Source organism: Nocardioides sp. (assembly GCF_044226765.1).
GTDB lineage: Bacteria > Actinomycetota > Actinomycetes > Propionibacteriales > Nocardioidaceae > Nocardioides.
Genome location: NZ_JBGAGJ010000001.1, coordinates 775,282 through 799,586 on the forward strand (window position 1 = coordinate 775,282; position 24,305 = coordinate 799,586).

Annotated in this window: 22 protein-coding genes and 1 tRNA gene; 19 read left to right on the forward strand and 4 right to left on the reverse strand. The window is 73.2% G+C overall.

The genetic code is table 11. From position 1 onward, the window contains the following. Window positions 1-57 precede the first annotated feature (57 nt). Window positions 58-1,245 (forward strand): PrsW family intramembrane metalloprotease, encoded by a 1,188-nt coding sequence (locus ACILRH_RS03730; RefSeq protein ID WP_395690868.1) that lies wholly within the window; start codon window positions 58-60, stop codon window positions 1,243-1,245. Between the two features lie 197 nt (window positions 1,246-1,442). Beyond that, on the forward strand, window positions 1,443-2,207 hold the full coding sequence (locus tag ACILRH_RS03735) for a hypothetical protein (protein ID WP_395690869.1): 765 nt from the start codon (window positions 1,443-1,445) through the stop codon (window positions 2,205-2,207). A gap of 174 nt (window positions 2,208-2,381) precedes the next feature. Here ACILRH_RS03735 and ispF read toward each other — a convergent pair whose 3' ends face one another. Further along, complete coding sequence (ispF, locus tag ACILRH_RS03740; RefSeq protein ID WP_395690871.1) at window positions 2,382-2,879, reverse strand: 2-C-methyl-D-erythritol 2,4-cyclodiphosphate synthase; 498 nt, start codon at window positions 2,877-2,879, stop codon at window positions 2,382-2,384. A 56-nt stretch (window positions 2,880-2,935) separates the two neighbouring features. Between ispF and ACILRH_RS03745 the strand changes: the two genes are divergently transcribed. The 12 genes from ACILRH_RS03745 (at window position 2,936) to ACILRH_RS03800 (ending at window position 18,364) form a co-directional block, all read left to right on the forward strand. Beyond that, window positions 2,936-4,456, forward strand: a complete 1,521-nt coding sequence (locus ACILRH_RS03745; protein WP_395690873.1) for a molybdopterin-dependent oxidoreductase — start codon at window positions 2,936-2,938, stop codon at window positions 4,454-4,456. Between the two features lie 10 nt (window positions 4,457-4,466). Further along, entirely contained in the window at window positions 4,467-5,243 is a 777-nt protein-coding gene (locus ACILRH_RS03750) for an SDR family NAD(P)-dependent oxidoreductase (RefSeq protein ID WP_395690875.1), read from the forward strand. A gap of 40 nt (window positions 5,244-5,283) precedes the next feature. Next, window positions 5,284-6,663: a cysteine--tRNA ligase gene (gene cysS / locus ACILRH_RS03755; RefSeq protein ID WP_395690877.1), complete on the forward strand. Its 1,380-nt coding sequence runs from the start codon at window positions 5,284-5,286 to the stop codon at window positions 6,661-6,663. A 152-nt stretch (window positions 6,664-6,815) separates the two neighbouring features. Then, window positions 6,816-7,763, forward strand: a complete 948-nt coding sequence (gene rlmB, locus ACILRH_RS03760) for a 23S rRNA (guanosine(2251)-2'-O)-methyltransferase RlmB (protein WP_395690879.1) — start codon at window positions 6,816-6,818, stop codon at window positions 7,761-7,763. A 26-nt stretch (window positions 7,764-7,789) separates the two neighbouring features. After that, window positions 7,790-9,340, forward strand: coding sequence for a metallophosphoesterase (locus tag ACILRH_RS03765; RefSeq protein WP_395690881.1), 1,551 nt, complete (start codon window positions 7,790-7,792; stop codon window positions 9,338-9,340). Window positions 9,341-9,540: 200 nt separating this feature from the next. Then, a complete protein-coding gene (locus tag ACILRH_RS03770) occupies window positions 9,541-11,004 on the forward strand; it encodes an ABC transporter substrate-binding protein (protein WP_395690883.1) in 1,464 nt (487 codons plus the stop codon). A 91-nt stretch (window positions 11,005-11,095) separates the two neighbouring features. After that, window positions 11,096-12,574, forward strand: a complete 1,479-nt coding sequence (locus ACILRH_RS03775; protein WP_395690885.1) for an ABC transporter substrate-binding protein — start codon at window positions 11,096-11,098, stop codon at window positions 12,572-12,574. 6 nt (window positions 12,575-12,580) lie between these two features. After that, on the forward strand, window positions 12,581-14,575 hold the full coding sequence (locus tag ACILRH_RS03780) for an ABC transporter permease subunit (RefSeq protein ID WP_395690886.1): 1,995 nt from the start codon (window positions 12,581-12,583) through the stop codon (window positions 14,573-14,575). Further along, window positions 14,553-15,362, forward strand: coding sequence for an ABC transporter ATP-binding protein (locus ACILRH_RS03785; RefSeq protein WP_395690888.1), 810 nt, complete (start codon window positions 14,553-14,555; stop codon window positions 15,360-15,362). Before ACILRH_RS03780 ends, ACILRH_RS03785 begins: the two co-directional genes overlap by 23 nt. Window positions 15,363-15,429: 67 nt before the next feature. After that, entirely contained in the window at window positions 15,430-16,140 is a 711-nt protein-coding gene (locus ACILRH_RS03790; RefSeq protein WP_395690889.1) for an ABC transporter ATP-binding protein, read from the forward strand. Then, on the forward strand, window positions 16,137-17,801 hold the full coding sequence (locus tag ACILRH_RS03795; RefSeq protein ID WP_395690891.1) for a choice-of-anchor P family protein: 1,665 nt from the start codon (window positions 16,137-16,139) through the stop codon (window positions 17,799-17,801). Before ACILRH_RS03790 ends, ACILRH_RS03795 begins: the two co-directional genes overlap by 4 nt. Beyond that, window positions 17,798-18,364 (forward strand): hypothetical protein, encoded by a 567-nt coding sequence (locus tag ACILRH_RS03800; RefSeq protein WP_395690893.1) that lies wholly within the window; start codon window positions 17,798-17,800, stop codon window positions 18,362-18,364. The genes ACILRH_RS03795 and ACILRH_RS03800 overlap by 4 nt, the downstream gene beginning before the upstream one ends. On the opposite strand, the gene ACILRH_RS03805 is transcribed toward ACILRH_RS03800, so the two are convergent. Then, window positions 18,365-19,570: a DUF4032 domain-containing protein gene (locus tag ACILRH_RS03805; RefSeq protein WP_395690895.1), complete on the reverse strand. Its 1,206-nt coding sequence runs from the start codon at window positions 19,568-19,570 to the stop codon at window positions 18,365-18,367. A 222-nt stretch (window positions 19,571-19,792) separates the two neighbouring features. On the opposite strand from ACILRH_RS03805, the gene malQ reads away from it, so the two are divergent. Genes malQ through ACILRH_RS03820 form a run of 3 tightly spaced genes read left to right on the forward strand, consistent with a single transcriptional unit; the run spans window position 19,793 to window position 22,451 of the window. Next, window positions 19,793-21,232: a 4-alpha-glucanotransferase gene (gene malQ, locus ACILRH_RS03810; protein WP_395690896.1), complete on the forward strand. Its 1,440-nt coding sequence runs from the start codon at window positions 19,793-19,795 to the stop codon at window positions 21,230-21,232. A 26-nt stretch (window positions 21,233-21,258) separates the two neighbouring features. Beyond that, window positions 21,259-21,717 carry a nuclear transport factor 2 family protein gene (locus ACILRH_RS03815; protein WP_395690898.1) on the forward strand — a complete coding sequence of 153 codons (459 nt, stop codon included), beginning with the start codon at window positions 21,259-21,261 and terminating at the stop codon, window positions 21,715-21,717. Window positions 21,718-21,728: 11 nt separating this feature from the next. Further along, window positions 21,729-22,451: an SDR family NAD(P)-dependent oxidoreductase gene (locus ACILRH_RS03820; protein ID WP_395690900.1), complete on the forward strand. Its 723-nt coding sequence runs from the start codon at window positions 21,729-21,731 to the stop codon at window positions 22,449-22,451. Here ACILRH_RS03820 and ACILRH_RS03825 read toward each other — a convergent pair. Further along, the gene (locus ACILRH_RS03825; RefSeq protein ID WP_395690902.1) at window positions 22,423-23,082 is read right to left on the reverse strand and encodes a class E sortase; all 660 of its coding nucleotides are present in this window, start codon (window positions 23,080-23,082) and stop codon (window positions 22,423-22,425) included. The genes ACILRH_RS03820 and ACILRH_RS03825 overlap by 29 nt on opposite strands. A gap of 48 nt (window positions 23,083-23,130) precedes the next feature. Between ACILRH_RS03825 and ACILRH_RS03830 the strand changes: the two genes are divergently transcribed. Together ACILRH_RS03830 and ACILRH_RS03835 are read left to right on the forward strand one after the other, a co-directional pair. Beyond that, window positions 23,131-23,203, forward strand: a tRNA-Thr gene (locus tag ACILRH_RS03830). A gap of 140 nt (window positions 23,204-23,343) precedes the next feature. Continuing rightward, entirely contained in the window at window positions 23,344-23,652 is a 309-nt protein-coding gene (locus ACILRH_RS03835) for an HNH endonuclease signature motif containing protein (protein WP_395690904.1), read from the forward strand. Window positions 23,653-23,656: 4 nt separating this feature from the next. On the opposite strand, the gene ACILRH_RS03840 is transcribed toward ACILRH_RS03835, so the two are convergent. Next, entirely contained in the window at window positions 23,657-24,277 is a 621-nt protein-coding gene (locus ACILRH_RS03840; RefSeq protein ID WP_395690906.1) for a DUF305 domain-containing protein, read from the reverse strand. Window positions 24,278-24,305 lie beyond the last annotated feature (28 nt).

A 24,305-nucleotide genomic window follows, 5' to 3' on the forward strand; every position in this document is an offset into this window, starting at 1 on the left:
CTGGAACCCCCCGGACGGGTGCTCGGAAATGTCCGGACCACCGGGCACCATGCCCTGGTGACCTGCCCGACCTGTGCGACCGTGAACCCCGAGGTCGCCTCCTTCTGCCACCGGTGCGGCACCTCGTTGCGCGGCAGCGCGTCGACCCGGACCGCGACCTATGCCGTGCAGTCGTCGGAGGGCGTGAACCAGTTCGCGCTGATCTCGACGATCATGCCGCACACCAACCGCGAGACCGCCGACAACTACCGCTGGGCGATGATCGCGAGCGCGGTCTTCATCGTCGGCGCGACGGCGTTCGGGCTGCTGCCGGTCGCGATCGCCGCGGCGGCGTTCCTCGTGCCGGTCTCCTACCTGGTCTACATCTACGACGTGAACCTCTGGGAGGACGCCCCCGCCCCGGTGGTGATCGGGCTGTTCCTCGTGACCGGTGCGCTGTCGGTGGTCGTCTCCCTGGTGTTCTTCGACTGGGTCTTCGAGTCCCAGTACCAGAGCTTCGCCGCAGGCGGCAGCCGTGGCGGCATCGACACCCTGTCGGTCCCGGCGCTGCTGCTCTTCGCGGTCCTGCTGCCGGTGGTCGCCCAGGTCGTCGCCAACGTCCCGGCGGCGCTGCTGGCCACCCGGCCCCAGTTCGACGACATGATCGACGGGCTCACCTTCGGCGTCGCGGCCGGCACGGCGTACGCCGCCTTCGAGACGATCGTGGTCTTCCACTCGGTCTTCACCACCGGCGGCCTGCGCACCACCGACGGGCTGGCGACCTGGTTCGTGGTGATCGTGAACCTGATGGTGGTCAAGTCGCTGATCTACGGCACCGCGGCGGGCATCGCGGTCGCGGCGTTCTCCGGCAAGGGCGAGGGGTACGACGGCTTCACGGTGTCCTACGTCAAGAACTTCGCGTTCGCGACCGGCATGACGGTCCTCTACTGGCTGGGCGTGCGGCTGGCGGCGTACCTGCCGTTCGGCCAGGCGCTGGGCCTGCTCTGGGGCTTCCTCGTGCTGGCCGTGCTGGTCATCCGGATCCGGGTGATGCTGCAGGCGGCGCTGCTCGAGGCGGCGATCGAGGACGCCGCGAAGGAGGGGCACTCCAAGCGCGAGACGTTCGTGGAGACCTTCTGTCCCGAGTGCGAGAACATGCTGCTCGTCGGGTCGCAGTTCTGCATCGCGTGCGGCACCTCGGTGCGCTCGACCTCGCACCAGGCGCGACGACAGATGTCCGAGGCGGCCGAGGGAGGCGCGTCATGAGTGCCCCGACGCCGCCCCCGGCCGGTCCTCCGGCCACGCCGCCTCCCGCCGGTCCGCCTCCGGCTGGTCCCCCGGCCGGTCCGCCGGCTGGTGCTCCGGCCGGTCCGCCTCCGGTCGGTCCGCCGGCGTACCAGCCGGCGGCGCCGCCTCCGGGTGGGCTGTTCCGGTCGAGCCGCTTCCGGACGATCGGGCTGATCGTGGGCGGGGTCGTGCTGGCCGGCGTGGCCGGCGGCGTCGTGGCCGTGGTCGCCGGTGGTGGCGACGACGGTGGCTCGTCCTCCTCGCAGGCGCCGACGACCAACCCGGGGATCCTCGACCCCGAGCCGGTCGGCAGCATCGACACCCCCGCGGACGAGCCGACGCCCACCGAGGCGCCGACCGAGCAGCCGACCGAGGACCCGGTGCCGATCGAGCCGACGCCGACGGAGGAGCCGACGCCCACCGAGCAGCCGACCGAGCAGCCGACCGAGCAGCCGAGCCAGGAGCCGGTCACGTCCGGCGACGCCGTGCGCGTGGGCGGGGTGCTGGTGCCGCTGCCCGCGGGCTGGGCGCCGATGGGCGACGTCGGGTCGGACAACGCGGCGTTCACCGACGAGGACGGCAGCTGGGTCTACGTGCTGACCGGCACCGTCGATCCCGCGAGCGACGCCGGGAGCCTGCTCAGCAAGAACCTCGACTACTTCATCGGCGGCGAGAACTACAGCCAGGTGCGCAAGGGCGACATCGTGCCCCTGGACCCGTTCGGCTCGATCGTGTCGGCCGCGACCGTGGACTACCGGGCGACGTGGGTGGACTCGCAGGGGTCGATGCCGCTGCGCGGGGCGATCTGGTCGGCGGTACGCCAGGACGGGACTGCGGTGATCATCGCGGCCGAGCACGCCCCGCCGGGCGAGTGGGACGCGAGCGCCGCGGCCTGGGGGCCGCTCGTCAACGCCACGTTCAACCAGTTCGGTGGGAGCTGAGCGGGGCGCAGTTTCCGCGCAATTGCTCGCTCAGAGGCGCTGACGTCCATCCGGGGTCGGTCGTTTTCGTTCAATTGAACGCTCAGGCACCGCTACCCGCGGATAGTCGGTTCCTCAGCGCGCAATTGTGCGCAAACGCACCCCGGGCCGGCGCAGCCGAGGACCCGCGCCGAGTCAGAGGATCAGGGCGGTGGCGATCGCGGCGACGCCCTCGCCGCGACCGGTGAGGCCGAGGCCGTCGGTGGTGGTGGCCGAGACCGACACGGGCGCGCCGGCGGCGGCGGAGAGGGCCGCCTCGGCCTCCGCGCGGCGCGGGCCGAGGCGCGGCCGGTTGCCGATCACCTGCACCGCGACGTTGCCGACCTCGAACCCCGCGGCGCGCACCCGGGCGGCCGTCTCGGCCAGCAGCGCGGCGCCCGAGGCGCCCGCCCAGGCCGGGTCGGAGGTGCCGAAGTTCGAGCCGAGGTCGCCGAGCCCGGCCGCCGAGAGCAGCGCGTCGCAGGCCGCGTGCGCGGCCACATCGGCGTCGGAGTGGCCCTCCAGGCCGTGGGTCTCGTCGGGCCAGGCGAGCCCGGCGAGGTGCATCGGCACGCCCTCGACGAGCCGGTGGACGTCGGTGCCGATACCGATCCGGGGCACGATCCGGGGCGCGGGCGGCGGCGGGGATGTCACGGAATGATCATGCCTGAGCGCGGTCGCGGCCGCGCCGGCGAGCCACAATCGGTCGGGTGAGCACCTCTCGCGGCGCCTGGGCGGTGGCCGGGGTCGTCGCCGGGTACGCCGGCCTGGCCGCCGGCTCCTGCGTCTCCGCCCTCGCGACGGCGCGCGGCGGCGTGGTCGTCGCCGTCGCCGACCTGGTCATCGAGCGCACACCGGGCCAGGCGGCCGAGCAGGCGATCCAGGTCTTCGGCCACCACGACAAGACGGCGCTGGTCACCGGCATCCTGGTGCTCCTCACCCTGGTCTTCGCCGGCGCCGGCCTGCTCGCCCGGCGCGGCTGGCCCGGTCCGCTGCTCGTCGCCACCGCGGTGACGGCGGTCGGCCTCCTCGCGCTCACCTCCCGGCAGGGCACCTCGCCGGTCGAGTACGTCGCCCTGCTCGTCGGGCTGCTCACCTGGGTCGGCTGCCTCGCGCTGCTGACCGCGCCGCTGCGCCCCGCACCCACGCCCGCGGAGCCGGCCATGGGCGTCTCGCGCCGCGGGTTCCTGCTCCGGGTCGGTGCCGTCGGTGCCGGCGCGGCGGTCGTGGCCGTCGCCGGGCGGGCGGTCGGTGCGGGGCGCCGTCAGGTCGAGCAGGCCCGGCGGCTCCTCCGGCTGCCCGGCGTCACCCGGCCCGTGGTCCCGCGGGGGGTGGGCGTCGACGTCGCCGGGATGCCGCCGTGGGCGACGCCGAACGCCGAGTTCTACCGGATCGACACGGAGGTCGTCGTACCGGCGGTGGACCCGGCCACCTGGCGGCTGCGGATCCACGGGATGGTCGACCGGGAGGTCGAGATCGACTTCCAGGACCTCGTCGACCGGCAGGACACCGAGGCCTGGGTGACGATCTGCTGCGTCTCCAACGAGGTCGGGGGCGACCTGATCGGCAACGCCTGGTGGAGCGGGGTGCGGGTCGCCGACCTGCTGCGCGAGGCGGGCCCGCAGGAGGGCGCCGACGCGGTCCTGCAGACCTCCGACGACGGCTGGACCTGCGGCACCCCGCTCGAGGCGCTCACCGACGACCGGGACGCGATGCTCGCGATCGGGATGAACGGCGAGCCGCTGCCGGTCGAGCACGGCTTCCCGGTCCGCACGATCGTGCCCGGGCTCTACGGCTACGTCTCCGCCTGCAAGTGGGTGGTCGACCTCGAGGTCACGCGGTTCAGCGACATCTCGGCGTTCTGGACCGAGCGCGGCTGGTCGGAGCTCGGGCCGGTGAAGATGTCGTCGCGGATCGACGTGCCCCGCAACGGCGGCTCGGTCGACGGGCGTGGCGGCCAGGTGGCGGGCGTCGCCTGGGCCCAGCACACCGGCATCGCGGGCGTCGAGGTGGCGGTCGACGACGGCGACTGGCAGCCGGCGCGGCTGGCGCGGGTGCCCAGCGCCGACACGTGGGTGCAGTGGGTCGCGACCCTCGACGTGGAGCCGGGCGACCACACGCTCCGGGTGCGGGCGACCGACGCGGACGGCCGGGTGCAGACCGGCGAGCCGCACGACGTGGTGCCCGACGGCGCGACAGGCTGGCACACGATCGGCTTCACGGCCACCTGAGGAGGACGACGTGGGCGACTTCAGCGACCGCGACGGCGTGGCACTGGTCGTCGGGGGCAGCGGCGGCATCGGGCTGGCGGTGACCCGGCTCCTCGCCCAGCGGGGCAGCGACGTGGTCGTGACCTACCGCGCCCGCCCCGAGGCAGGAGCGGCCGCGGTCGAGGCCGCGCGGGAGTGGGGGGTGCACGCGACGGCGTACCCCCTCGACCTGACCGCTCCCACCGCCGCCGAGGACGCCGCCCGGGTCGTCGAGGCGGCGGCGGGCCACGGCGGCCTGCACACGCTCGTGCACGCGGCCGGCCCGCACGTCCCGATGGTGCACCTCTCCGGCGTCGCCCCGGCCGAGATGGCGGCGCAGCTGGCGGGCGACGCAGCCGGGTTCTTCACGGTCGTCTCGCCCGCCCTGCCGCACCTGCGCGACGCGCAGGGGTCGGTCGTCGCCGTCACGACGGCGGCGACCACCCGGTTCCCCGTCCGCGACGGGCTGTCCTCGGCGCCCAAGGCCGCCGTCGATGCCCTGGTCCGCGCGCTGGCCGCCGAGGAGGGGCGGTACGGCGTCCGCGTCAACGCGGTCGGCCCCGGCATGCTCACCGACGGGATGGCCGCCCGGCTGATCGACTCCGGCGAGCTGTCCGACGAGGCGCTGGCGGTCACCCGGCGCAACATCCCGCTGCGCCGCTTCGGCACCGCCCACGACGTCGCCGAGGCCGTCTGCTTCCTCGCCTCCGACCGGGCCGGCTTCGTGTCGGGGCAGAAGCTCGACGTCGACGGGGGCTGGGGCGTCTGACGAATGAGTGCTGCGGTGCCGCGATCCCTAGACTTGGCGGGTGACCTTCAGGCTGTACGACACCGCGACCCGCGAAGTCCGTGACTTCGTCCCCCTCGAGGAGGGGAAGGCGGGTCTCTACGTCTGCGGTCTCACCGTGCAGTCCGAGCCGCACGTCGGCCACGTCCGGTCGGGCGTGAACTTCGACGTGCTGCAGCGCTGGCTGCGCCACCTCGGCTACGAGGTGACGTTCATCCGCAACGTCACCGACATCGACGACAAGATCCTGATGAAGTCCGCCGACCAGGGGATCGCCTGGTACGAGCTGGCCTACCGGATGCAGCGCGAGCTCAGCCGCGCCTACGACGCGCTCAACGTGGCGCCGCCGACCTACGAGCCCGCGGCGACCGGGCACGTCCCGGAGATGATCGTGCTCATCGAGGAGCTGATCGCGAAGGGGCACGCGTACGCCGCCGAGGACGGCTCGGGCGACGTCTACTTCGACGTGCGTTCCTGGCCGGAGTACGGCGAGCTGACCCGCCAGGGAGTCGACGACATGGCCCCGGCCGAGGACGCGGATCCGCGCGGCAAGCGGGACCCGCGCGACTTCGCCCTCTGGAAGGGGTGGAAGAAGGAGTCCGAGCCGGAGACCGCCGCGTGGCCGAGCCCCTGGGGTCCGGGCCGCCCGGGCTGGCACATCGAGTGCTCGGCGATGGCGGGCAAGTACCTCGGCCCGGCGTTCGACATCCACGGTGGCGGCGTCGACCTGCGCTTCCCCCACCACGAGAACGAGCAGGCGCAGTCGCGCGCGGCCGGCCGGCCGTTCGCGTCGTACTGGATGCACAACGCCTGGATCACCACCGCCGGCGAGAAGATGAGCAAGTCGCTCGGCAACTCGCTGACGATCCCGGCCGTGCTGCAGACCTACCGCGGGATCGAGCTGCGCTACTACCTGGTGGCCGCGCACTACCGCAGCCACGTCGAGTTCTCCTTCGAGGCGCTCGACGAGGCGGCCGCGGGGTTCCGGCGGATCGAGAGCTTCCTCGAGCGCGCCGGTGAGGTGGCTCCCGGCGAGCTGCCGCCGGCCTTCGTGGAGGCGATGAACGACGACCTCGGCACGCCCGCCGCGATGGCAGTCCTCTTCGACACGGTGCGCGACGGCAACCGGGCCGACGACCCCGCGCCGTACGCCGCCCAGGTGGTCGCCATGCTCGACGTGCTCGGGCTGAACCCCGCCGACCCGGCGTGGGCCGGCGTCGGCGGGGAGGACCACCGGCTGACCGAGGCGCTCGACGTGCTCGTGGGTGCGCTGCTCGAGCAGCGGGCCGAGGCGCGGGCGGCCAAGGACTTCGCCACCGCCGACGCGATCCGGGACCGGATCAAGTCCGCCGGCATCGAGGTCGAGGACACCCCTGACGGACCGAAGTGGAGCCTGTCGTGACGGCGGGCCGGAGGGTGGATGAATCCCCGGTCAGCCGGGGAAACCTGACGTTGTCGGGGGTTGCAACCCCGACAACGTCAGGAAGACCCCGACAACCCTCCGGCTGTGGTGCGGCCCGGGCCGCAGCACCGACCACCGAGAAGGACACTGACGTGGCAGGCAACAGCCAGCGCAAGGGCGCGGTGCGCAAGAGCAGCAAGGGCAACCCGACCGCGGGGTCGGGCGGCCGGGTGCGCCGCGGCCTGGAGGGCAAGGGCCCGACGCCGAAGGCGAAGGACCGGCCCTACCACGCGCAGTACAAGGCCGCGCAGAAGGCGGAGAAGACCGCCGCGCGCCGGCCCCAGCGCAAGAGCAAGAGCAGCGACGCCGAGTGGGTCGCCGGGCGCAACTCGGTGGTCGAGGCGCTGCGGGCCGGGGTGCCGGTCACCGGCCTCTACGTCGGCGAGGGCGCCGAGCGCGACGGGCGGCTGCGGGAGGCGTTCGCCCTCGCCGCCGAGCGTGGGCTCAACATCTCGCAGGTCACCCGGGGCGAGCTCGACCGGATGACCGGGGGTGCCGTGCACCAGGGCCTGGCGGCGCGCATCCCGTCCTACCAGTACGCCCACCCCGACGACCTGCTCGACGCAGCCGCCGACGCGGGGGAGCCGCCGCTGATCGTGGCGCTCGACTCGGTCACCGACCCGCGCAACCTCGGCGCGGTCGTCCGCAGCGCGGCCGGCTTCGGCGCCCACGGCGTCCTCGTGCCCGAGCGGCGCTCGGCCGGCATGACCGCCTCGGCGTGGAAGACCAGCGCCGGCGCGGCCGCCCGGACCCCGGTCGCCCAGACCGTCAACCTGGTGCGCCAGCTCAAGGCCTACCAGGACGCGGGCTGCATGGTCATCGGTCTGGCGGCCGACGGCGACGTGAGCCTGCCCGACCTCGACCTCGCCGACGGACCGCTGGTGGTGGTGGTCGGGTCCGAGGGCAATGGCCTCTCCCGCCTGGTCAGCGAGACCTGCGACCAGCTCGTCTCGATCCCGATGGCCTCGACGCTGGAGTCCCTCAACGCGGGCGTGGCGGCCTCGGTCGCCCTCTACGCGATCGCGCAGGCGCGAGCCTGAGTGGGGACGCGCCAGCGGATCCACTGATGGTCGAGCGAGACGCGCGCCCGAGCCCGCGAGGGCGCGACCGGCGTGTCGAGACCCATCGACGACGTACGGCGCGCGTCCTGGCCCTCCTCGGGGTCTGGCTGGGCTGCGCGGTGCTCGCCGGGCTGCTGCTCTTCCTCGGCAGCAGCCGCGCGGTCGTGGTCGCCGGCCACGACGCGGTGGTCAGCCCGGACCTGAGCGGCTGGGCGGTGCTGCACACCGGGCCGGTGCTGCCCGACGTGCGGGTGCCGACCGACCAGGTCGTCGGCGTCGACATCCGGCTCGGCAAGACCAACGCCACCTCGGTCGACGACCTGGTCGACCGCTACGCACTGCTCGCCAGCCAGCCGCAGGGACAGGTCGAGAAGATCACCGGCGCGGTCCAGGGCATGGCGCTCGACGCGGCCCTGCGCGGTGCGGTGGTCGGGCTGCTGCCCGTGGGCATCTGGCTGCTCCTCGGAGCGCGCCGGCGCGGCGAGCTCCGCGCCCGGGTCGGACCGCGCCAAGCGGCCGTCGGCGTCGTCGTCCTCGCGCTGCTCGCAGTGGCCGTCTGGCAGCCGTGGACCGGGGACGAGGACCCGGTGCAGGCCGGCGAGGACTGGGAGTCGCTGGCGTCGTTCCTGGGCCCCGCCGTGCCGGTGCCCGACGAGCTCGACGGCATCGAGGTCCGCGGCGACGTCACCACGGCGTCGACGCACCGGCTCATCGAGAGCGCGGTCAGCACCTATGACACCAGCAAGACGTTCTACGCCGACGCCGCACGCCGCGCCGCGGACCTGCCGCTGCGCGCTCCTCGGCCCGGCGACACGGTCGTCGCCCTCGTCTCCGACCGGCACGACAACATCGGGATGGACCCCGTCGCCCGGGCGATCGCGGACGCCGCCGGCGCGACCGCCGTCCTCGACGGCGGGGACGACACCTCGATCGGGCGGAGCTGGGAGGCGTTCTCGCTCGACTCGGTGGACGCCGCCTTCGACGGGTTCGAGCGCTGGGGCGTGGCCGGCAACCACGACCACGGCGACTTCGTGCACGCCTACCTGGCCGAGCTCGGCTGGACCATGCTCGACGGCGAGGTGGTCGACGGACCGGCCGGCACGGCCCTCCTCGGCGTCGACGACCCGCGGTCGAGCGGCCTGGGGAGCTGGCGCGACGAGACCGGGCTGACCTTCGACGAGGTCGCCGCCCGCCTGGCCGACGCGGCCTGCGACTCCCGGCGCCGGGTCACCACGATCCTGGTGCACGACGCGAACCTCGGCCGCCCCGCCCTCGACCGCGGCTGCGTCGACCTCGTGCTCGGCGGCCACACCCACGTCCGCGCCGGCCCGCACCGGGTGACCGGGCCCGACGGGCAGGTCGGCTACACCTACACGACCGGGACGACCGGCGGGGCGGCGTACGCCATCGCCCTGGGCAGCAAGCCCCGTCGAGCGGCCGACGTCTCGCTGGTCACCTACCGCGCCGGGCGCCCCGCCGGGGTGCAGTGGGTGACGCTGCAGACCGACGGCACGTTCACCACGGGGGCGTGGGTGGCGCTGCGGTACCCCGGCTGACGCGGGTCCTCGGCGGCGTCGATTTCGTTCAATTGTTCCGAATAGGACGTCCCGCCGGCCCGCAAGCGGTGCATCCGCCAGCAATTGAACGCCCACGACCACCCCGAGCCCACCGGCCACGTGTCGTGCGTCACCTCTGCGCGCCGCGGTCGTTGAGCCAGAACTGATACACGTTCTAGTTCTCCCCTGGAGGGCCCGTGGTGCCGTTCCCCCGCGCCGTCGTCGCGCTCGTCGGGGCCGTGCTCGCGCTGCTCCTCGCGGCCTGCGGCTCCCAGCTCGACCCCGACACCGTCGCCCGGGCCGGCGGCACGACGGGCACCGGGGACGGCGGGGCGGTCGCTGCGGGCGACCCGGCGGCCGCCGGTCCGGACGGCTCGGTGCCGGACGCTGCCGGTGGCACGACGAGCACGGGTCGGGGCGGTACGACGACCGGCGGCTCGGCCGCGACCACCGGCGGCACCTCGGGCGGCACGGGCGGCGGGGCCGCGACGGGCGGCACCGGGGCCAACGCCGCCGCCGGTGCGACCAAGGCCGGCAGCTGCGCCGGGTTCAAGGACCAGACCGGCATCACCGACAAGACCATCGTCATCGGCAACTCCTCCGACGTGTCCGGCCCTGTGCCCGGGCTGTTCGAGGCCAGCCAGGACGCGGTGCGGGCCTACGTCGCCTACTTCAACGCCACCAGCGACATCTGCGGACGCAAGCTGGAGCTGAAGACCTACGACAGCCGCACCGACGCGGCCGCCGACCAGCAGGCCTACACCCAGGCCTGCGACGACACCTTCGCGATGGTCGGGTCGATGTCGGCCTTCGACTCCGGCGGCGCCAGCACCGCCCAGGGCTGCGGGCTGCCCGACCTCCGGTCCGCCGCGGTGACCGCCGACCGGCAGGCCTGCACGACCTGTTTCGGAGCGCAGTCGACGATCGCGGACGAGTTCCAGAACGCCGTCCCGGACTTCGTGAAGAAGAACCACCCGGACGCCGCCGCGCACGCCGCGATGCTCTACATCAACGCCGGCGCCGCCGCCGAGAACGGCAAGACCCAGGTCGCGGCGATGACCAAGCGCGGGATGCACTTCGACTACGTCCAGGGCATCGACATCTCGGAGTTCAACTACGCCCCCTACGTCCAGCAGATGAAGGACAAGGGCGTCCAGTACGTCCAGATGATCGGCGCCACCGCGCAGTTCGTGCGCCTGGCGCAGGCCATGCAGCAGCAGGGCTTCCACCCCGAGGTCTTCATGCTCGACCCGACCGCCTACACCCGCGACTTCGTGCAGAGCGGGGGCACGGCGGTCGAGGGGACCACGCTCTTCATCAACTTCACGCCGTTCGAGGAGGCGTCGAGCAACAAGGAGCTGCAGCTCTACCTCAGCTGGCTGCAGCAGGTGAAGCCCGGCGCGGAGCCCAGCTTTTTCGGGCTCTTCTCCTGGTCCGCCGCCCGGCTCTTCGTCCAGCGGGCGACCGCCCTCGGCGGCGGGCTGAGCCGGCAGAGCCTGGTCGCCGACCTGTCGAAGGTCGACGACTGGACCGCCAACGGCCTGCACTCACCGCAGCACGTGGGCCCCAAGCACACCGGCGAGTGCTGGCGGTTCATCTCCCTGCAGCACGGCCGGTGGGTCCCGGTGGGCGGCACGAAGTACTCCTGCAGCGGGACGTCGTGAGCCCGCGGGTGTCCAGACCGCTGTGTGGCCCGCGTCACCTCGGGTCGCGCAGGTCGTTGTCCGACCAGTCCCGGGGACAGGAGGGAGGACGATGATGCGCAGGCCGGCCGCAGTCCTGGCAGCAGCGGTGCTCTGCCTGCTCCTCGCCGCCTGCGGGTCCCAGCTCGACCCCGGCACGGTGGCCCGGGCGACCGGCTCGACCGGCGGCGGCACCGGTGACCCGGGCGTCGGCGGCACGGTCGCGGGCGGCGGCACCGGCGGCGGTACGACGGGTGGCGGCTCGCTCGGCAGCGGCACCGGCGGCGGCTCCACGGGCGGCACCGGCGGCACGACCACCACGGGCGGCGGCACCGCGACCGGAGGTGGCAGCACCTCCGGTGGCGACGCTCCTCAGGGCACCGGCGCGAACGCAGCCGCGGGCAGCGCCAAGGCGGCCAGCTGCGCCGGGTTCAAGAACCAGACCGGCATCACCGACAAGACGATCACGATCGCCAACGTCGCCGACGTGTCCGGCCCGGTCCCCGGCATCTTCGAGTCGGCCCAGCAGGCGACGCGGGCCTACGCGGCGTACTTCAACTCCACCAGCAGCATCTGCGGCCGCAAGCTCGAGGTCGAGCTGCTCGACAGCCGGGCCGACGCCGGCGCGGACCAGCAGGCCTACACCAAGGCGTGTGACGACGCATTCGCGGCCGTCGGCTCGATGGGTGCCTTCGACTCCGGCGGCGCCCAGGCGGCGCAGTCCTGCGGGCTGCCGGACATCCGGTCGACGACCACGACGCCCGAGCGCCGCGACTGCACGACCTGCTTCGCCGCGCAGGCGGTCGACCCGGGCCTGGTCAACGGGTCGATGCCGCGCTACTTCTACTCCAAGCTCAAGGACGCGACCCAGCACGCGGCCGTGCTGTACATCAACGCCGGTGCGGCCGCGGTCAACGCGCAGATGTTCAAGAACGCATACCCGAAGGCCGGCTGGAAGGTCGACTACTTCCAGGGCATCGACGTCTCGGAGTTCAACTACGCCCCCTACGTCCAGCAGATGAAGGACAAGGGCATCCGGCTGGTCACCTACACCGGGCCCTACCAGGACACCGTCAAGCTGCTCGACGCCATGCAGCAGCAGGGATTCGAGCCGGACGCGTTCGTGCAGGACGCGACGATCTACGACCAGAACTTCGTGGACCAGGCCGGCGACAACGGCAACGGCGTCTACACCTGGTCGACGACGAAGATGTTCGACGACACCAGCATCAAGGAGATGGCGCTCTACCGCTCCTGGCTGCAGCAGGTGAAGCCCGGGGCGGTGCCGAACTACTACGGTCTCTACGCCTGGTCGGCCGCGCGGCTCTTCGTCGAGCAGGCCGTCGCACTGGGCGGGAGGCTGACCCGGGCCTCGCTGGTCGATGCGGTCAGCAAGGTCAAGGACTGGACCGGCAACGGCCTCCACGTGCCGCAGCAGGTCGGCGCGAAGACGACCTCCACCTGCGGCTCGGTGCTCCAGCTGAACGACGGCACCTGGCGCCAGGTCTCGCCCGGCGGCTACATGTGCGGCCCCCTCCTGAGCGGGAAGTGACGCGCGATGTCCTCGATCCTCTCCTTCACGATCCTCGGCCTCTTCACCGGCGCCGCCTACGCGATCGCCGCCAGCGGCCTGGTGCTGACCTACACGACCACCCGGGTCTTCAACATCGCCCACGGCGCCTTCGGCATGGTGATGGCCTTCACCTTCTGGGACCTCAGCCAGCGGCAGGGGATGCCGACCTGGCTGTCCCTGGTCCTCGTGCTGGGCGTGGTCGCGCCGGGCACCGGGTGGCTGGTGCAACGGTTCGTCACGCGAGGGCTGGGCGAGGGTCCGGTCAGCGTCTCGCTGGTGGTCACGGTCGGCCTGTTCGTCGGGCTGATCGGCCTGGCCGAGTACGTCTGGCCGCCCGCGCCGCGCACCCTGCCGCCGTTCCTCCCCGACCACGGTCTCCAGGTCGGCGGCACCTACGTCACCGCCCACCAGCTGATCACGATCGTGCTCTCCGCGGTCGTCGCCGGGCTGCTGTACGTCCTGCTGAACCGCACCCGGATCGGCACCGCCATGCGGGCGTCGGTCGACAACCCCGTGCTGCTGCAGCTCTTCGGCGGCAAGCCGGACCGGGTCGCCTCCCTGTCCTGGGCGATCGGCACGTCGCTCGCCGCCCTCGCCGGCATCCTGCTCACGCCGGTCATCGGCCTCTCCTACTTCGACCTGACGCTGCTGGTGATCAACGCCTACGCCGCCGCGATGCTCGGCCGGCTCAAGAGCCTGCCGCTCACCTTCGTCGGCGCGATGGGGCTCGGCGTGCTGCAGTCCTTCGCGGTCGCCTATCTGCCCAGCCAGGGCAACCTCGCCGGCCTCCGCGCCGTCGTTCCGGCGCTCTTCCTCTTCGTCGTCATCATCGCGATGCCCCAGGCCCAGCTGCGGATCGGCCAGGTCAAGGGCATCGTGTCCGCGCCGCTCCCCTCGCTGCGGCAGTCGCTCGGCTGGGGTGCGGCGCTGCTCGCGGTCGTCGCCCTGCTCAGCCTCTCGATGTCCGACGCCGACCTGCTGCTCGTGGGCACCGCGGCGACGTACGCGATGGTGATGCTGTCGCTGGTCCTGCTCACCGGGTACGGCGGCCACGTCTCGCTCGCGCAGTTCACCTTCGCGGGGGTCGGAGCGCTGGCCTACGCCAAGCTGGACGAGCCCAACCTCTACGGCCTGGCCGTCTCGGCGGCGGTCGCGGCGGTCGTCGGGGCCCTCGTCGCGCTGCCGGTGCTGCGGCTGACCGGGCTCTACCTCGCGCTGTCGACGCTGGCCTTCGGCGTGCTGATGGACAAGCTGGTCTTCCAGGCCGACTTCGCCTTCGGCTACAACGGCACGCTCCACGCCGACCGGCTCTCGGTGCTCGGCCGCTCCTTCGACTCCACCGGCGGCTACGTGCTGGTGATGACGGTCTTCTTCGTGCTGATGTCGCTGGTGCTGCTGCTCCTGCGCCGCGGCGTGCTCGGGCGACTGCTCATCGCGATGCGCGACAGCCCGGCGGCGTGCGGCACCCTCGGGCTGGACATGCGGTGGTTCCGGGTCGCGCTCTTCGCCCTCTCCGCCGGCATGGCGGGGCTCGCGGGCGGGCTGTTCGCCGGCCTGCGCGGCACCATCGGGGCCGCGGACTTCCAGCTCTTCAACAGCCTGCCGCTGCTGCTGCTCGCCGTGGTCTGCGGGGTCACCTCGGTGACCGGCGCCGCGATGGGCGGCATCGGGCTGATGCTGCTCCCGGTGCTGCAGAGCAGCCGTCCCGAGCTCGCCGGCCTGGTGTTCGTGGTGCTCGGCTTCGGCGCGGTCGCGCTGGGCCGCGACCCCAACGGCCTGGCCAACCAGGTGTTCCGGGTCGGCCGGTGGCTCGAGGGCCGGTTCGGCGACCGGGTCCGCGCCGCCGTACCCGTGCTGCCGCTGCCGCGCGACCGCGCCGACTCCGGCGAGGAGACCGCGGTGCCCCTGAGCGAGCTGACCACCGTCGACGCGCTGCCCCTGGAGGAGGTGGGCATCCATGCCGCTGCTCGAGGTCGATGACGTCGTCGTCCGGTTCGGCGGGGTCACCGCGGTCGACCACGCCGCGTTCGTCGCCGAGGCTGGGCGGATCACCGGGCTGATCGGGCCCAACGGGGCCGGCAAGACCACCTGCTTCAACGTGATCAGCGGGCTGCAGCGGCCGAGCTCGGGTGCGGTCCGGTTCGCCGGTCGCACCGTGACCCGGCTGCCCGTGCACCGCCGGGCCCGCCGCGGGATGGGCCGCACCTTCCAGCGCCTCGAGGCGTTCGGGTCGCTCACCGTGCGCGACAACGTGCGGGTCGCCCGCGACATCCACCGGGGCGTGGCAGGGCTGGTCCGCCCCTCGGCCGCGGACGTCGACGGGCTACTGGAGCGGGTCGGCATCGCGGCGTACGCCGCCGAGCGGGCCGACGCCATCCCCACCGGTGCCGCGCGGCTGCTCGAGCTGGCCCGCTGCCTGGCCTGCGACCCCACGCTGCTGCTGCTCGACGAGCCGTCGTCGGGCCTCGACGAGACCGAGACCGACGCGTTCGGCCGGCTGCTGACCGAGCTGGCCGCCGAGGGCCGGGGGATCCTCATGGTCGAGCACGACATGGACCTGGTGATGGGCGTGTGCGACGACATCCACGTGCTCGACTTCGGCCGGGTGATCGCCTCCGGCCCGCCGGCCACGATCCGCACCGACGCCGAGGTGCAGCGGGCCTACCTGGGCTACGCCGACGACGAGCCGACCCAGGTCGGTGGGCAGCTCGCCGAGGCGCTGGCCCTCGCCGACGACACCCTCGTCCTCCCGGCGGTCCGATCATGATCACCCCACGAAGCTGCGGCCTTCCCCCGCTCCGCTCCTCCAGGCCACACCTCCGCGGGGGCCCCGAATGAGCGGCGTCCCGATCCTCGAGGTGGTCGACCTGCACGCGGCGTACGGCCGGATCGAGGTGCTGCGCGGGGTCGACCTGCGGGTCCCGAAGGGCGCGGTGATGGCGCTGCTCGGGCCCAACGGGGCCGGCAAGAGCACGCTGGTCAAGGTCGTCAGCGGCCAGAAGCAACCGACGTCCGGGGACGTGCACCTGGGGGGCGTGCACGTCTCCGGCGCGGCGCCCGAGGAGCTGGCCCGGCTGGGGCTGTGCACCGTGCCCGAGGGTCGGTCGGTGTTCCCCAACCTCACGGTCGAGGAGAACCTCACCCTGATGTCGTACGCCGGCGTGCCGATCCAGGCCGTGCACGACACGGCGTACTCCTACTTCCCGCGGCTGCACCAGCGCCGCCACCAGCTGGCCGGCACCATGTCGGGCGGCGAGCAGCAGATGCTCGCGATGTCGCGCGCGCTGGCGTCCGACCCGGCGCTGCTGCTGCTCGACGAGCTGTCGATGGGGCTGGCACCGCTGATCGTCGACGAGCTCTACGACACCGTCGCGCAGATCGCGGCGAGCGGCGTCTCGATCCTGTGCATCGAGCAGTTCGCGCGCACCGCGCTGCGGGTGGCGGACTACGCGGCGGTGATGACCGGCGGCCGGGTCGTCGCGACCGGCGAGCCCGCCGAGATCCTGGCCACGATGTCCGACGTCATCCTCGGAGGCGCAGCATGAAGCGGTTGCTCATCCCCACGATCTCGGCCGCGGCGCTCGCCGGCTCGGTCGTCCCGGTTCTGCTCGGGTCGCCGCCGGCGAGCGCGCACGCGGCCGGGGACCGCGGCGCGCCGGCGTTCAGCGGCTACAGCGCCGAGGCGACCGCGGCGCCGGTGCGGATCGAGGTCTACGAGCCGACCATCCCGATCCCGGCCGACCCCCAGCTGGAGGTCGAGATGGCCTACACCACCGTCGAGGCCGACTCCGGCAGCTCGACCGGCCGGGCCAGCTGGCTGTGGCCGGGCGACCCGGTGGGCGAGGGGGCGAAGACCTTCGGCGAGCAGCTGGGGCTCCCGCCGCAGCTCTTCGAGAACGGCTACCCCGTGCAGGTCAACGCCGGCCAGCCGTCGGGCGAGGCGGCGCAGGCCGACGAGCCGTTCCCGGGCACCGTGATGCGCACCAGCGCCACGCCCGGCCGGACCGTCGCGCAGGCCGGGTTCTCCCCTGACGGCCAGGTGCAGGACGGCCGCGCGCCGAGCGGGTCCGGCGGCTCCTCGGGCGTCCCCGGCCTCCCGTCGGTCCCGGGCCTGCCCGCGCTGCCCGGGCTCCCGTCGGCCGTCGAGCCACTGAGCAGCTTCGGTCAGGCGATCACCGGAGGCCGGACGACGGCCGCGGAGGAGCCCGCCCCGACCGGTGGCGCGCCCGGGCTGCCGCCGCAGCTGGCCGCGCTGGTCGACGTCGAGGGCTACACCTCGTCCAGCCAGGACGTCGCCACCGCCAAGCGGGTCACCACCACCTCGCGGGCCGCTCTCGGCGACGTCACGCTGCTGGGCGGCCTGGTCACCCTCGAGGGCATCCGGTCCACCAGCACCAGCACGAGCGACGGGCGCCGCAGCCGGGCCACCGGCACCTCGGTGCTCGGCGGCATCACTGTCGCCGGCCAGGAGTTCTCCTTCGGCTCCTCGGGCTACCGGGCCGGGCCGCAGCACGGCGACGCCCCCGCCGTACCCGACCAGGCCGCGGCCGCGCTGAAGCAGCTCGGGCTGACCGTCACGCTGCCGAGGCCGGACCTGCAGCGCAAGCAGGGCACCGCCGGCAGTGACGTCGCGGCGCTCCGGGTCGAGATCGACACGGGTGTGCTCCGCACGAAGCTCGACGCGCTCCCGATCGACACCCTCATCGGTGCCCTTCCCGACGACCCGCAGGAGCTGAAGAGCAACCTGCAGGCCGTCGCCGGACTCTCGCCGCGGATCGTGCTCACCCTCGCGACGGCGTCCACGTCGGTGGAGACCGTGCAGGGCATCACCTTCCCGACCGAGGTCCCCGACAACGACCACAGCTCGACCGCCGGCAGCGGCGACCCGGGCTCCTCCGGCGGGGGCGGGGGCTCCGCCGGGACATCGACCAGGGGCGGCACGTCGTCGACCGCGGCGCCGCCGGGCGCGACGGCGGGCGGGTCCGCCCCCGCCGCGGACCAGGCCCTGCCCGCCAGCCGGCTCACCGGCGCCGGCCTCCCGCCGCTCTACTCGATCCCCGGCGCCATCCTGGCCGGCGGCATCCTGCTCGCCGCGGCGGGCGGGACCTGGCTGCGCCGGATCGGGCTGATCGCCCTCGGTGGCGGCGCCTCCTGCTCCCACGGCCTCGACAGCGGCCTGCCCGACCTGCGAAAGGCATCGCGATGACCACCTTCGACCAGCCGATGACCCCCGCGCCCTCCGAGCGGCTCACGGTCGGGCTGCCTCGCGCCGGCGGCCGGACCAGCGGGTCGGGCGCCGCCCCGCTCAAGGACAACCACTACCAGCTCCTGCAGGTGGTGCTCTTCTGGGCGGGCGCGGTGCTGCTCCCGCTCGGGCTCGTGGTGATCGTGCTGGGCTGGTACGGCGCCGCCAACACGCCGTACCAGTACGACCAGCTCTCCTACCTGGTGTCCGGGGGGCTGCTGGGTCTCGGCCTGACCTTCACCGGCGGCTTCCTCTACTTCGGCGCCTGGCTGGCCCGGCTGGCGGCGGACGCCAAGGAGTCCCAGCGCCGGCTCGCCGACACCCTGCTGCTGCTCGCCGACGTCACCTCGCGCGCCGCCGCGACCCGCGACGACGGCGTCGACGTCTCCGCCCTCCCGGTCACCGCCGGCGACGGGACCACCCTGCACCGCCGCGACTGCGCCCTGATCGCGCACCGTGACGACCTTCGACCGGTCGGCGAGGGCAACGGTCACCTGACTCCCTGCCGGGTCTGCCGACCCTAGTCACTCCTCGACGGCGACCTCCTCCTCCGGGCGGGCCAGGAGGACGTGGTCGATGTAGTCGCGGGCGGTGTCGAGGATGCCGACCTCCTCGCCGGCGCGCTCGGAGAGGTACCACCGGTGCACGAGCAGCTCGTGGAACACCTCGGCCGGCTCGAGCCGGCCGCGCGCCTCGGGCGGGATCAGCGCCATCACCGGCTCGTAGACCTCGGTGAGCCAGCGGTTGGCGACCAGCGCGCGGTCCTCGCGCCCGAGACCGAGGCTGGCGGTGTACGACGCGATGTCGTTGAGCAGCCGGCGCGCCTGGGCGTCCTCGACGGTGAGCCCGGTGAGCCCCTGCAGCTCGCGCCGGTGGTGGCCCTCCTCGACCACCTTGGGCTGGATCACGATCCGGTCGCCGTCCCAGTCGGTGACGATGTCGAGCTCGTCGACGTCGAACCCGAGGTCGTTGAGCCGCTCGACCCGCTGCTCGATGCGCCACATCTCGTCGGCGGTGAACTCCTCCGGCGCGGTCAGCTCGTCCCACAGCGCGTGGTAGCGCTCGACCAGCAGGTCGACGATCTCGTGGGCCTCGACCTCGTGGGCCAGGGACTCGCTGGCCTGGAGGTCGAGCAACTCGGCGAAGACGTTCTCGGTCGCGACCGTGAGGTCGTACTCGCGCAGGTTGTCCGACAGGCTCGGCTTGAGCTCGCCGGTCTCGGCGTCGACGAGGTAGGCAGCGAACCCGCCCGCGCTGCGGCGGAACAGCACGTTGGACAGCGACACGTCGCCCCAGTAGAAGTCCGCGAGGTGCAGCCGGACCAGCAGCACCACCATGGCGTCCACCAGCGAGGGCAGGCTGTCGGCACTCAGGCCGTGGGCGAACAGGCTGCGGTAGGGCAGCGAGAACTGGAGGTGCTGGGTCAGCAGCGCCGCGGGCAGCTCCTCGCCGTCGGCGTCGACCCGGCCGGTCACGACGCCCTGCGGCACCACGGCGGGCAGGCCGATCCGGTGCAGGTCGCGGAGCATCCGGTACTCGCGGAACGCGATCTCCTCGACGGTCTCCTTGACCGCGTAGGTGTTGTCGCCGAGCCGCACGATGCGCACGACGTGGCGGGAGATGCCGCGCGGCAGGGGCACGACGTGCTGGGTCCACTCCTCGAGCGGTGTCGACCACGGCAGCCGGAGCAGGGCCGGGTCGGGCCGGTTGGCCACGATGCGCAGCGGCATGGACCGAGGCTAGTCGTCCGCGACGGGCACGGCCCCCGGCCGGGCCTGACGGGCACTTCCTGACGTTGTCGGGGGTTGCAACCCCCGACAACGTCAGGCAATCCCGGACAACCCCGGATGAATACCCGGCTGTCCGGGGATTCATCCACGGCTCGGCACCACGACTCGCAGGGACCCGGGCTAGGGTCGCCGGCGACGACGATCCGGACAGGGAGAGGGCAGATGGGCGACCCGAGGGGACCACTTGACCAGCGCCGGGCGGGGGTCCTGCTGCACGTGACGTCGCTGCCGGGCGGCGACCTCGGCGACGACGCCCACCGCTTCGTCGACTTCCTCCGCGCCGCCGGCTGCTCGGTCTGGCAGGTGCTGCCGCTGGTGCCGGCGGACGAGGAGTCCGGCTCGCCGTACCAGGCGCTCTCGACGATGGCCGGCGACCCGGCGCTGATCCACCGCGACGCCGAGGCCGGCCGCTGGCTCGGCGACCCGAGGGCGCTGGACGACCGTCGGCGGGAGGAGCTCGCGACCTGGTGCGCCGAGCACGCGGACTGGCTGGAGCCGTACGTCGAGTTCATGGCGCTGCGCGAGCTGCACGGGGGTGCGCCTTGGCAGAGCTGGCCCCGCCCGCTGCGCGACCGCGACCCGGAGGCCGTGCGCGCCGCCCTCGCGCCGGTCGCCGCCCGGGTCGACGAGCTGCGGCGCGAGCAGTGGGTCTTCGCGGTGCAGTGGACCCGCCTGCGTGAGCACGCGGCGGCCGCGGGGGTGCTCGTCTTCGGCGATCTGCCGATCTTCGTGTCGCTCGACAGCGCGGACGTGTGGGCGTCGCGGGACCTCTTCGAGCTCGACGAGGACGGCCGGCCCACGACGGTGACCGGATGCCCGCCGGACTACTTCGCCGCCGACGGGCAGCGCTGGAACAACCCGCACTACGACTGGGCGGCGATGGCCGCCGACGGCTACGACTGGTGGCGGCGGCGGATCGCCCGGCAGCGCGAGCTCTTCGACCTGGTCCGCATCGACCACTTCCGCGGGTTCGAGGCCGCCTGGCACGTCCCCGTCGACGCCCCGACCGCCCGGGACGGCTGGTGGGCCGCGGGGCCCGGCCCCGAGATCCTGGCCGCGCTGGTCGAGACGGCGGGGCCCGGGACGCTCGTGGCCGAGGACCTCGGGGTGATCACGCCCGAGGTGGACGCCCTGCGGACCCGCTTCGACCTGCCCGGCATGAAGGTGCTGCAGTTCGCGTTCGACGGCAGCGCCGACAACCCCTACCTCCCGCACCGCCACGGCGAGCGCAGCGTCGTCTACACCGGCACCCACGACAACGACACCACGGTGGGGTGGTGGAGCTCGCTGGACGAGGGGACGCGCGACGCCGTACGCCGGCTGCTGGCCGACCCCGGCGAGGAGATGCCGTGGGCGCTGGTCCGGCTCGCGCTGGCGTCGACCGCGCGGCTGGCCGTCGTCCCCGCCCAGGACCTGCTCGGGCTCGGCGGCGAGAGCCGGATGAACACCCCCGGCACCGACACGGGCAACTGGGCGTGGCGGGCGCCGGCCGGCGCCTTCACCCCCGAGCTCGCCGCCCGGGTCCGCGCGCTCGTTGCCGACTCCGACCGCCTCCCTGACCCCGGTCGTCAGGGACTATCCCGGCGGGGCTACCCCAGATAGAACTTGTTCTAGTAGCGTCCGACCTCGTGCAGCTCACCGACGGCGACCGGATCCGCGGCCTGCTGGCGACCTACTGCCGGCTGGTCGACGCGGGCGACTTCGCCGGCGTCGGCGCGCTGATGGCGCACGCCGTGCTGAGGACCGAGGAGGGGACGGTCCTCGCCACGGGCGCCGAGGAGGTCGAGCGGCTCTACGCCGGGCTCGTGAAGCTGCACGAGGACGGCACGCCGGGCACCCAGCACCTGGTCGCCAACACGGTCTTCGACGAGCCGCGCGCCGACGGGACGGTGACCGCGCGGTCGTCGTACCTGGTGCTCCAGGCGCTGCCCGGCCTGCCGCTCCAGCCGATCGTCACCGGCACCTACGTCGACACCTTCGAGGTCGCGGACTGGGCCGGCGCGGGCGGTGGCTGGCGGTTCACCGAGCGTCGGTTCGGCATCGGGCGCGCGGGCGTCCTCGATCACCACCTCACCATCACGTTCTGAAGGGGCCACACATGAACGAGCCAGGCAGCCGCGTCGTCGTCGTGACCGGGGCGGCGTCCGGGATCGGACACGCCACCGCGGCGCTCTTCCGCGACCTCGGCGACACCGTCTTCGGCCTCGACATCAACCCGACCGTGCCCGACGGCGTCACCTACGTCGAGTGCAACGTGGGCGACCTCGCGGCGGTCCAGCAGGCGGTGGAGGCGTGCGCCGTGCACGGCCGCATCGACGTCCTGGCCAACGTCGCCGGCATCGTGCAGTTCGGTCGCATCGAGACCGTCACCGAGGAGGAGTGGGACCGTGTGCACGCGGTCGACCTCAAGGGCCCGTTCTTCCTCATCCAGGCCGCGCTCCCGCACGTGCGCGCGGCGAAGGGCGCGATCATCAACGTCTCGAGCGTCGCCGGCAACGTCGCGCAGCCCTACGCCACGGCGTACGCCGCCGCGAAGGGCGGCCTCACCCAGCTGACCAAGGCGCTGGCCCTCGAGCTCTCGCCGGAGGGCATCCGGGTCAACGCGGTCTGCCCCGGCACCGTCGACACCCCGATCGTCGAGCAGGTCTTCCACAAGCTCACCGACGACCTGGACAGCCGGGTCGCGGACCGGCTGATGATGATGCTGCCCGGCGGGGCCATCAAGCCGGCCGAGATCGGCGAGACGATCGTGTGGCTGGCCTCGCCGGCCGCGCGGATGGTGACCGGCGCGGTCATCGCCCACGACGGGGGGATGAGCTGACCAGCTCCGCGAAGGCGACCAGCCGGTCGTCGGTGTGGAACAGCTCGGAGCAGGTCGTCAGCGTCAGCAGCCGCTGACCCGGCCGCTGCGGCGGCTCGACGCCGCCGTCCTCGGGGTTCGTCGGCAGCGGGTCGAGCACCCAGCCGGCCGTGAACGGGACCGTGAGCGCGTCGCCCCCGGTCACCAGGCGATAGGTGTACGTCGTCCGTGCGGTGTCGACGAGCACCTCGTCGCCCACCTCGAGGTCGGGCAGGTCCCGCAGCGGCTCGCCGTGGGTGACCCGGTGGGCGGCGAGCGCGTAGTTGCCGACCTCACCGGGGCCGGCAGTGCCCTCGACGTGCCCGAAGCCCGACGCCAGCGCCGTGTCGGAGGTGCCCTCGAGGACGGGTACGGCGTAGTCCGACCCGAACCGGGGGATCCGGACGATCGCGTCGGCCGTGCCCGCGTCGACGTGCACGCTCGTCTCGCCCTCGGACCAGCCGCGGTGGAGGTCGTCGACGACCGCGGCGTGCCGGCGCGCCGAGACCCAGTTGCTGCCGACGTACTCCCAGCCGATCCAGGCCAGCACCGCCGCGCCCGCCAGCAGGAGGACGACGCCCGCGGCGAGCAGCGTGCGTCGTCGCCGGGCCATGGCGCCATTGTGGGGGAGCCGTCGCGGCGCCGTAGCATGTGCGCCGCTGCCGGTGTAGCTCAGTTGGTAGAGCGCCTCTCTTGTAAAGAGGATGTCGCGGGTTCGACTCCTGTCACCGGCTCTATCGCCGGCTCTGTTGTCGGCGGGCCGCCGTACGTTCGCCACATGGCCCTCTGTCAGGGATGTGGAACGGTGCTCGTCACGAAGAGCGCCCGGTCCTACTGCAGCAATGCCTGTCAGCAGCAGTCGCGAAGGGCGACGATGCTCCTCCGATGGCTGGCGACCGGGGTCGGGGTGTTGAACTCCGCGCCTGGCCACTACATCCGCGAGTATCTCCGCGAGCAGCAGGACGGCCGGTGCGCGATCTGCGACATGCTCGCCCAGTGGAATGGGCTGCCGCTCGTCCTCGTGCTCGACCACATCGACGGCGACGCCGACAACAACCGCCGCGAGAACCTCAGGCTGGTCTGCCCCAACTGTGACTCCCAGCTGCCGACGTACAAGGCTCGCAACAAGGGACGCGGCCGGGCATGGCGTCGCGAGCGCTACGCGAACGGCCAGTCGTACTGACCGCTCAGCTCGCCGGCGAGTCCTGGAGCATCTGCTTCATCTGGCCGATCTGGGCGCTCTGCGACTCGACGATGGACTGGGCCAGGTCCAGGGCGGGCTGGTACTCGCCGTCGGCCAGCTCGGTCCTGGCCATGTCGATCGCACCCTGGTGGTGGGCGATCATCATGGTCAGCCACATCTTCTCGAAGGCCGACCGGTCGGTGGTGTTGGTCAGCTCACCGAGGTCGTCGTCGCTCATCATCCCGGGCGCGGAGCCGTCCATGCCGGGCATCTCGGACATGTTCCCCATGCCGCCCATCCCGGTGCCGGTGGCGGTCGGCTCGCCCCAGTCCTCCAGCCAGCCCTTCATCTCGTCGATCTCGGGCTGCTGGGCGTCGTAGATGTCCGTGGTCAGCTGCTCGAAGTCCGGGGAGAGGTCGCGGCCCTGGGTCATCGCCACCATCTGCAGCGCCTGCTCGTGGTGCGGCACCATCTCGGCGGCGAACGTCGCGTCCGCGTCGTTGTGCGCCGAGGACCCCGAGGACCCCGAGCCGCCGCCGCTGCTGTCGGACGAGGTGCAGCCGCCGAGCGCGAGCGCGACGGCGACGACGAGGGCGAAGAGGGCGGAGCGACGCGACCGGGTCATGGGGTCAACGGTAGGTGCGCCCGGGTGG

What these genes read in the sequence shown, in the direction of transcription:
- ACILRH_RS03840 (WP_395690906.1), bottom strand. Translation starts at nt 24,277, where the DNA reads ATGACCCGGTCGCGTCGCTCCGCCCTCTTCGCCCTCGTCGTCGCCGTC.
- ACILRH_RS03795 (WP_395690891.1), top strand. Translation starts at nt 16,137, where the DNA reads ATGAAGCGGTTGCTCATCCCCACGATCTCGGCCGCGGCGCTCGCCGGC.
- ACILRH_RS03775 (WP_395690885.1), top strand. Translation starts at nt 11,096, where the DNA reads ATGATGCGCAGGCCGGCCGCAGTCCTGGCAGCAGCGGTGCTCTGCCTG.
- ACILRH_RS03820 (WP_395690900.1), top strand. Translation starts at nt 21,729, where the DNA reads ATGAACGAGCCAGGCAGCCGCGTCGTCGTCGTGACCGGGGCGGCGTCC.
- ACILRH_RS03765 (WP_395690881.1), top strand. Translation starts at nt 7,790, where the DNA reads ATGGTCGAGCGAGACGCGCGCCCGAGCCCGCGAGGGCGCGACCGGCGT.
- ACILRH_RS03825 (WP_395690902.1), bottom strand. Translation starts at nt 23,082, where the DNA reads ATGGCCCGGCGACGACGCACGCTGCTCGCCGCGGGCGTCGTCCTCCTG.
- ACILRH_RS03790 (WP_395690889.1), top strand. Translation starts at nt 15,430, where the DNA reads ATGAGCGGCGTCCCGATCCTCGAGGTGGTCGACCTGCACGCGGCGTAC.
- ACILRH_RS03785 (WP_395690888.1), top strand. Translation starts at nt 14,553, where the DNA reads ATGCCGCTGCTCGAGGTCGATGACGTCGTCGTCCGGTTCGGCGGGGTC.
- ACILRH_RS03805 (WP_395690895.1), bottom strand. Translation starts at nt 19,570, where the DNA reads ATGCCGCTGCGCATCGTGGCCAACCGGCCCGACCCGGCCCTGCTCCGG.
- malQ (WP_395690896.1), top strand. Translation starts at nt 19,793, where the DNA reads ATGGGCGACCCGAGGGGACCACTTGACCAGCGCCGGGCGGGGGTCCTG.
- ACILRH_RS03835 (WP_395690904.1), top strand. Translation starts at nt 23,344, where the DNA reads ATGCTCCTCCGATGGCTGGCGACCGGGGTCGGGGTGTTGAACTCCGCG.
- ACILRH_RS03780 (WP_395690886.1), top strand. Translation starts at nt 12,581, where the DNA reads ATGTCCTCGATCCTCTCCTTCACGATCCTCGGCCTCTTCACCGGCGCC.
- ACILRH_RS03800 (WP_395690893.1), top strand. Translation starts at nt 17,798, where the DNA reads ATGACCACCTTCGACCAGCCGATGACCCCCGCGCCCTCCGAGCGGCTC.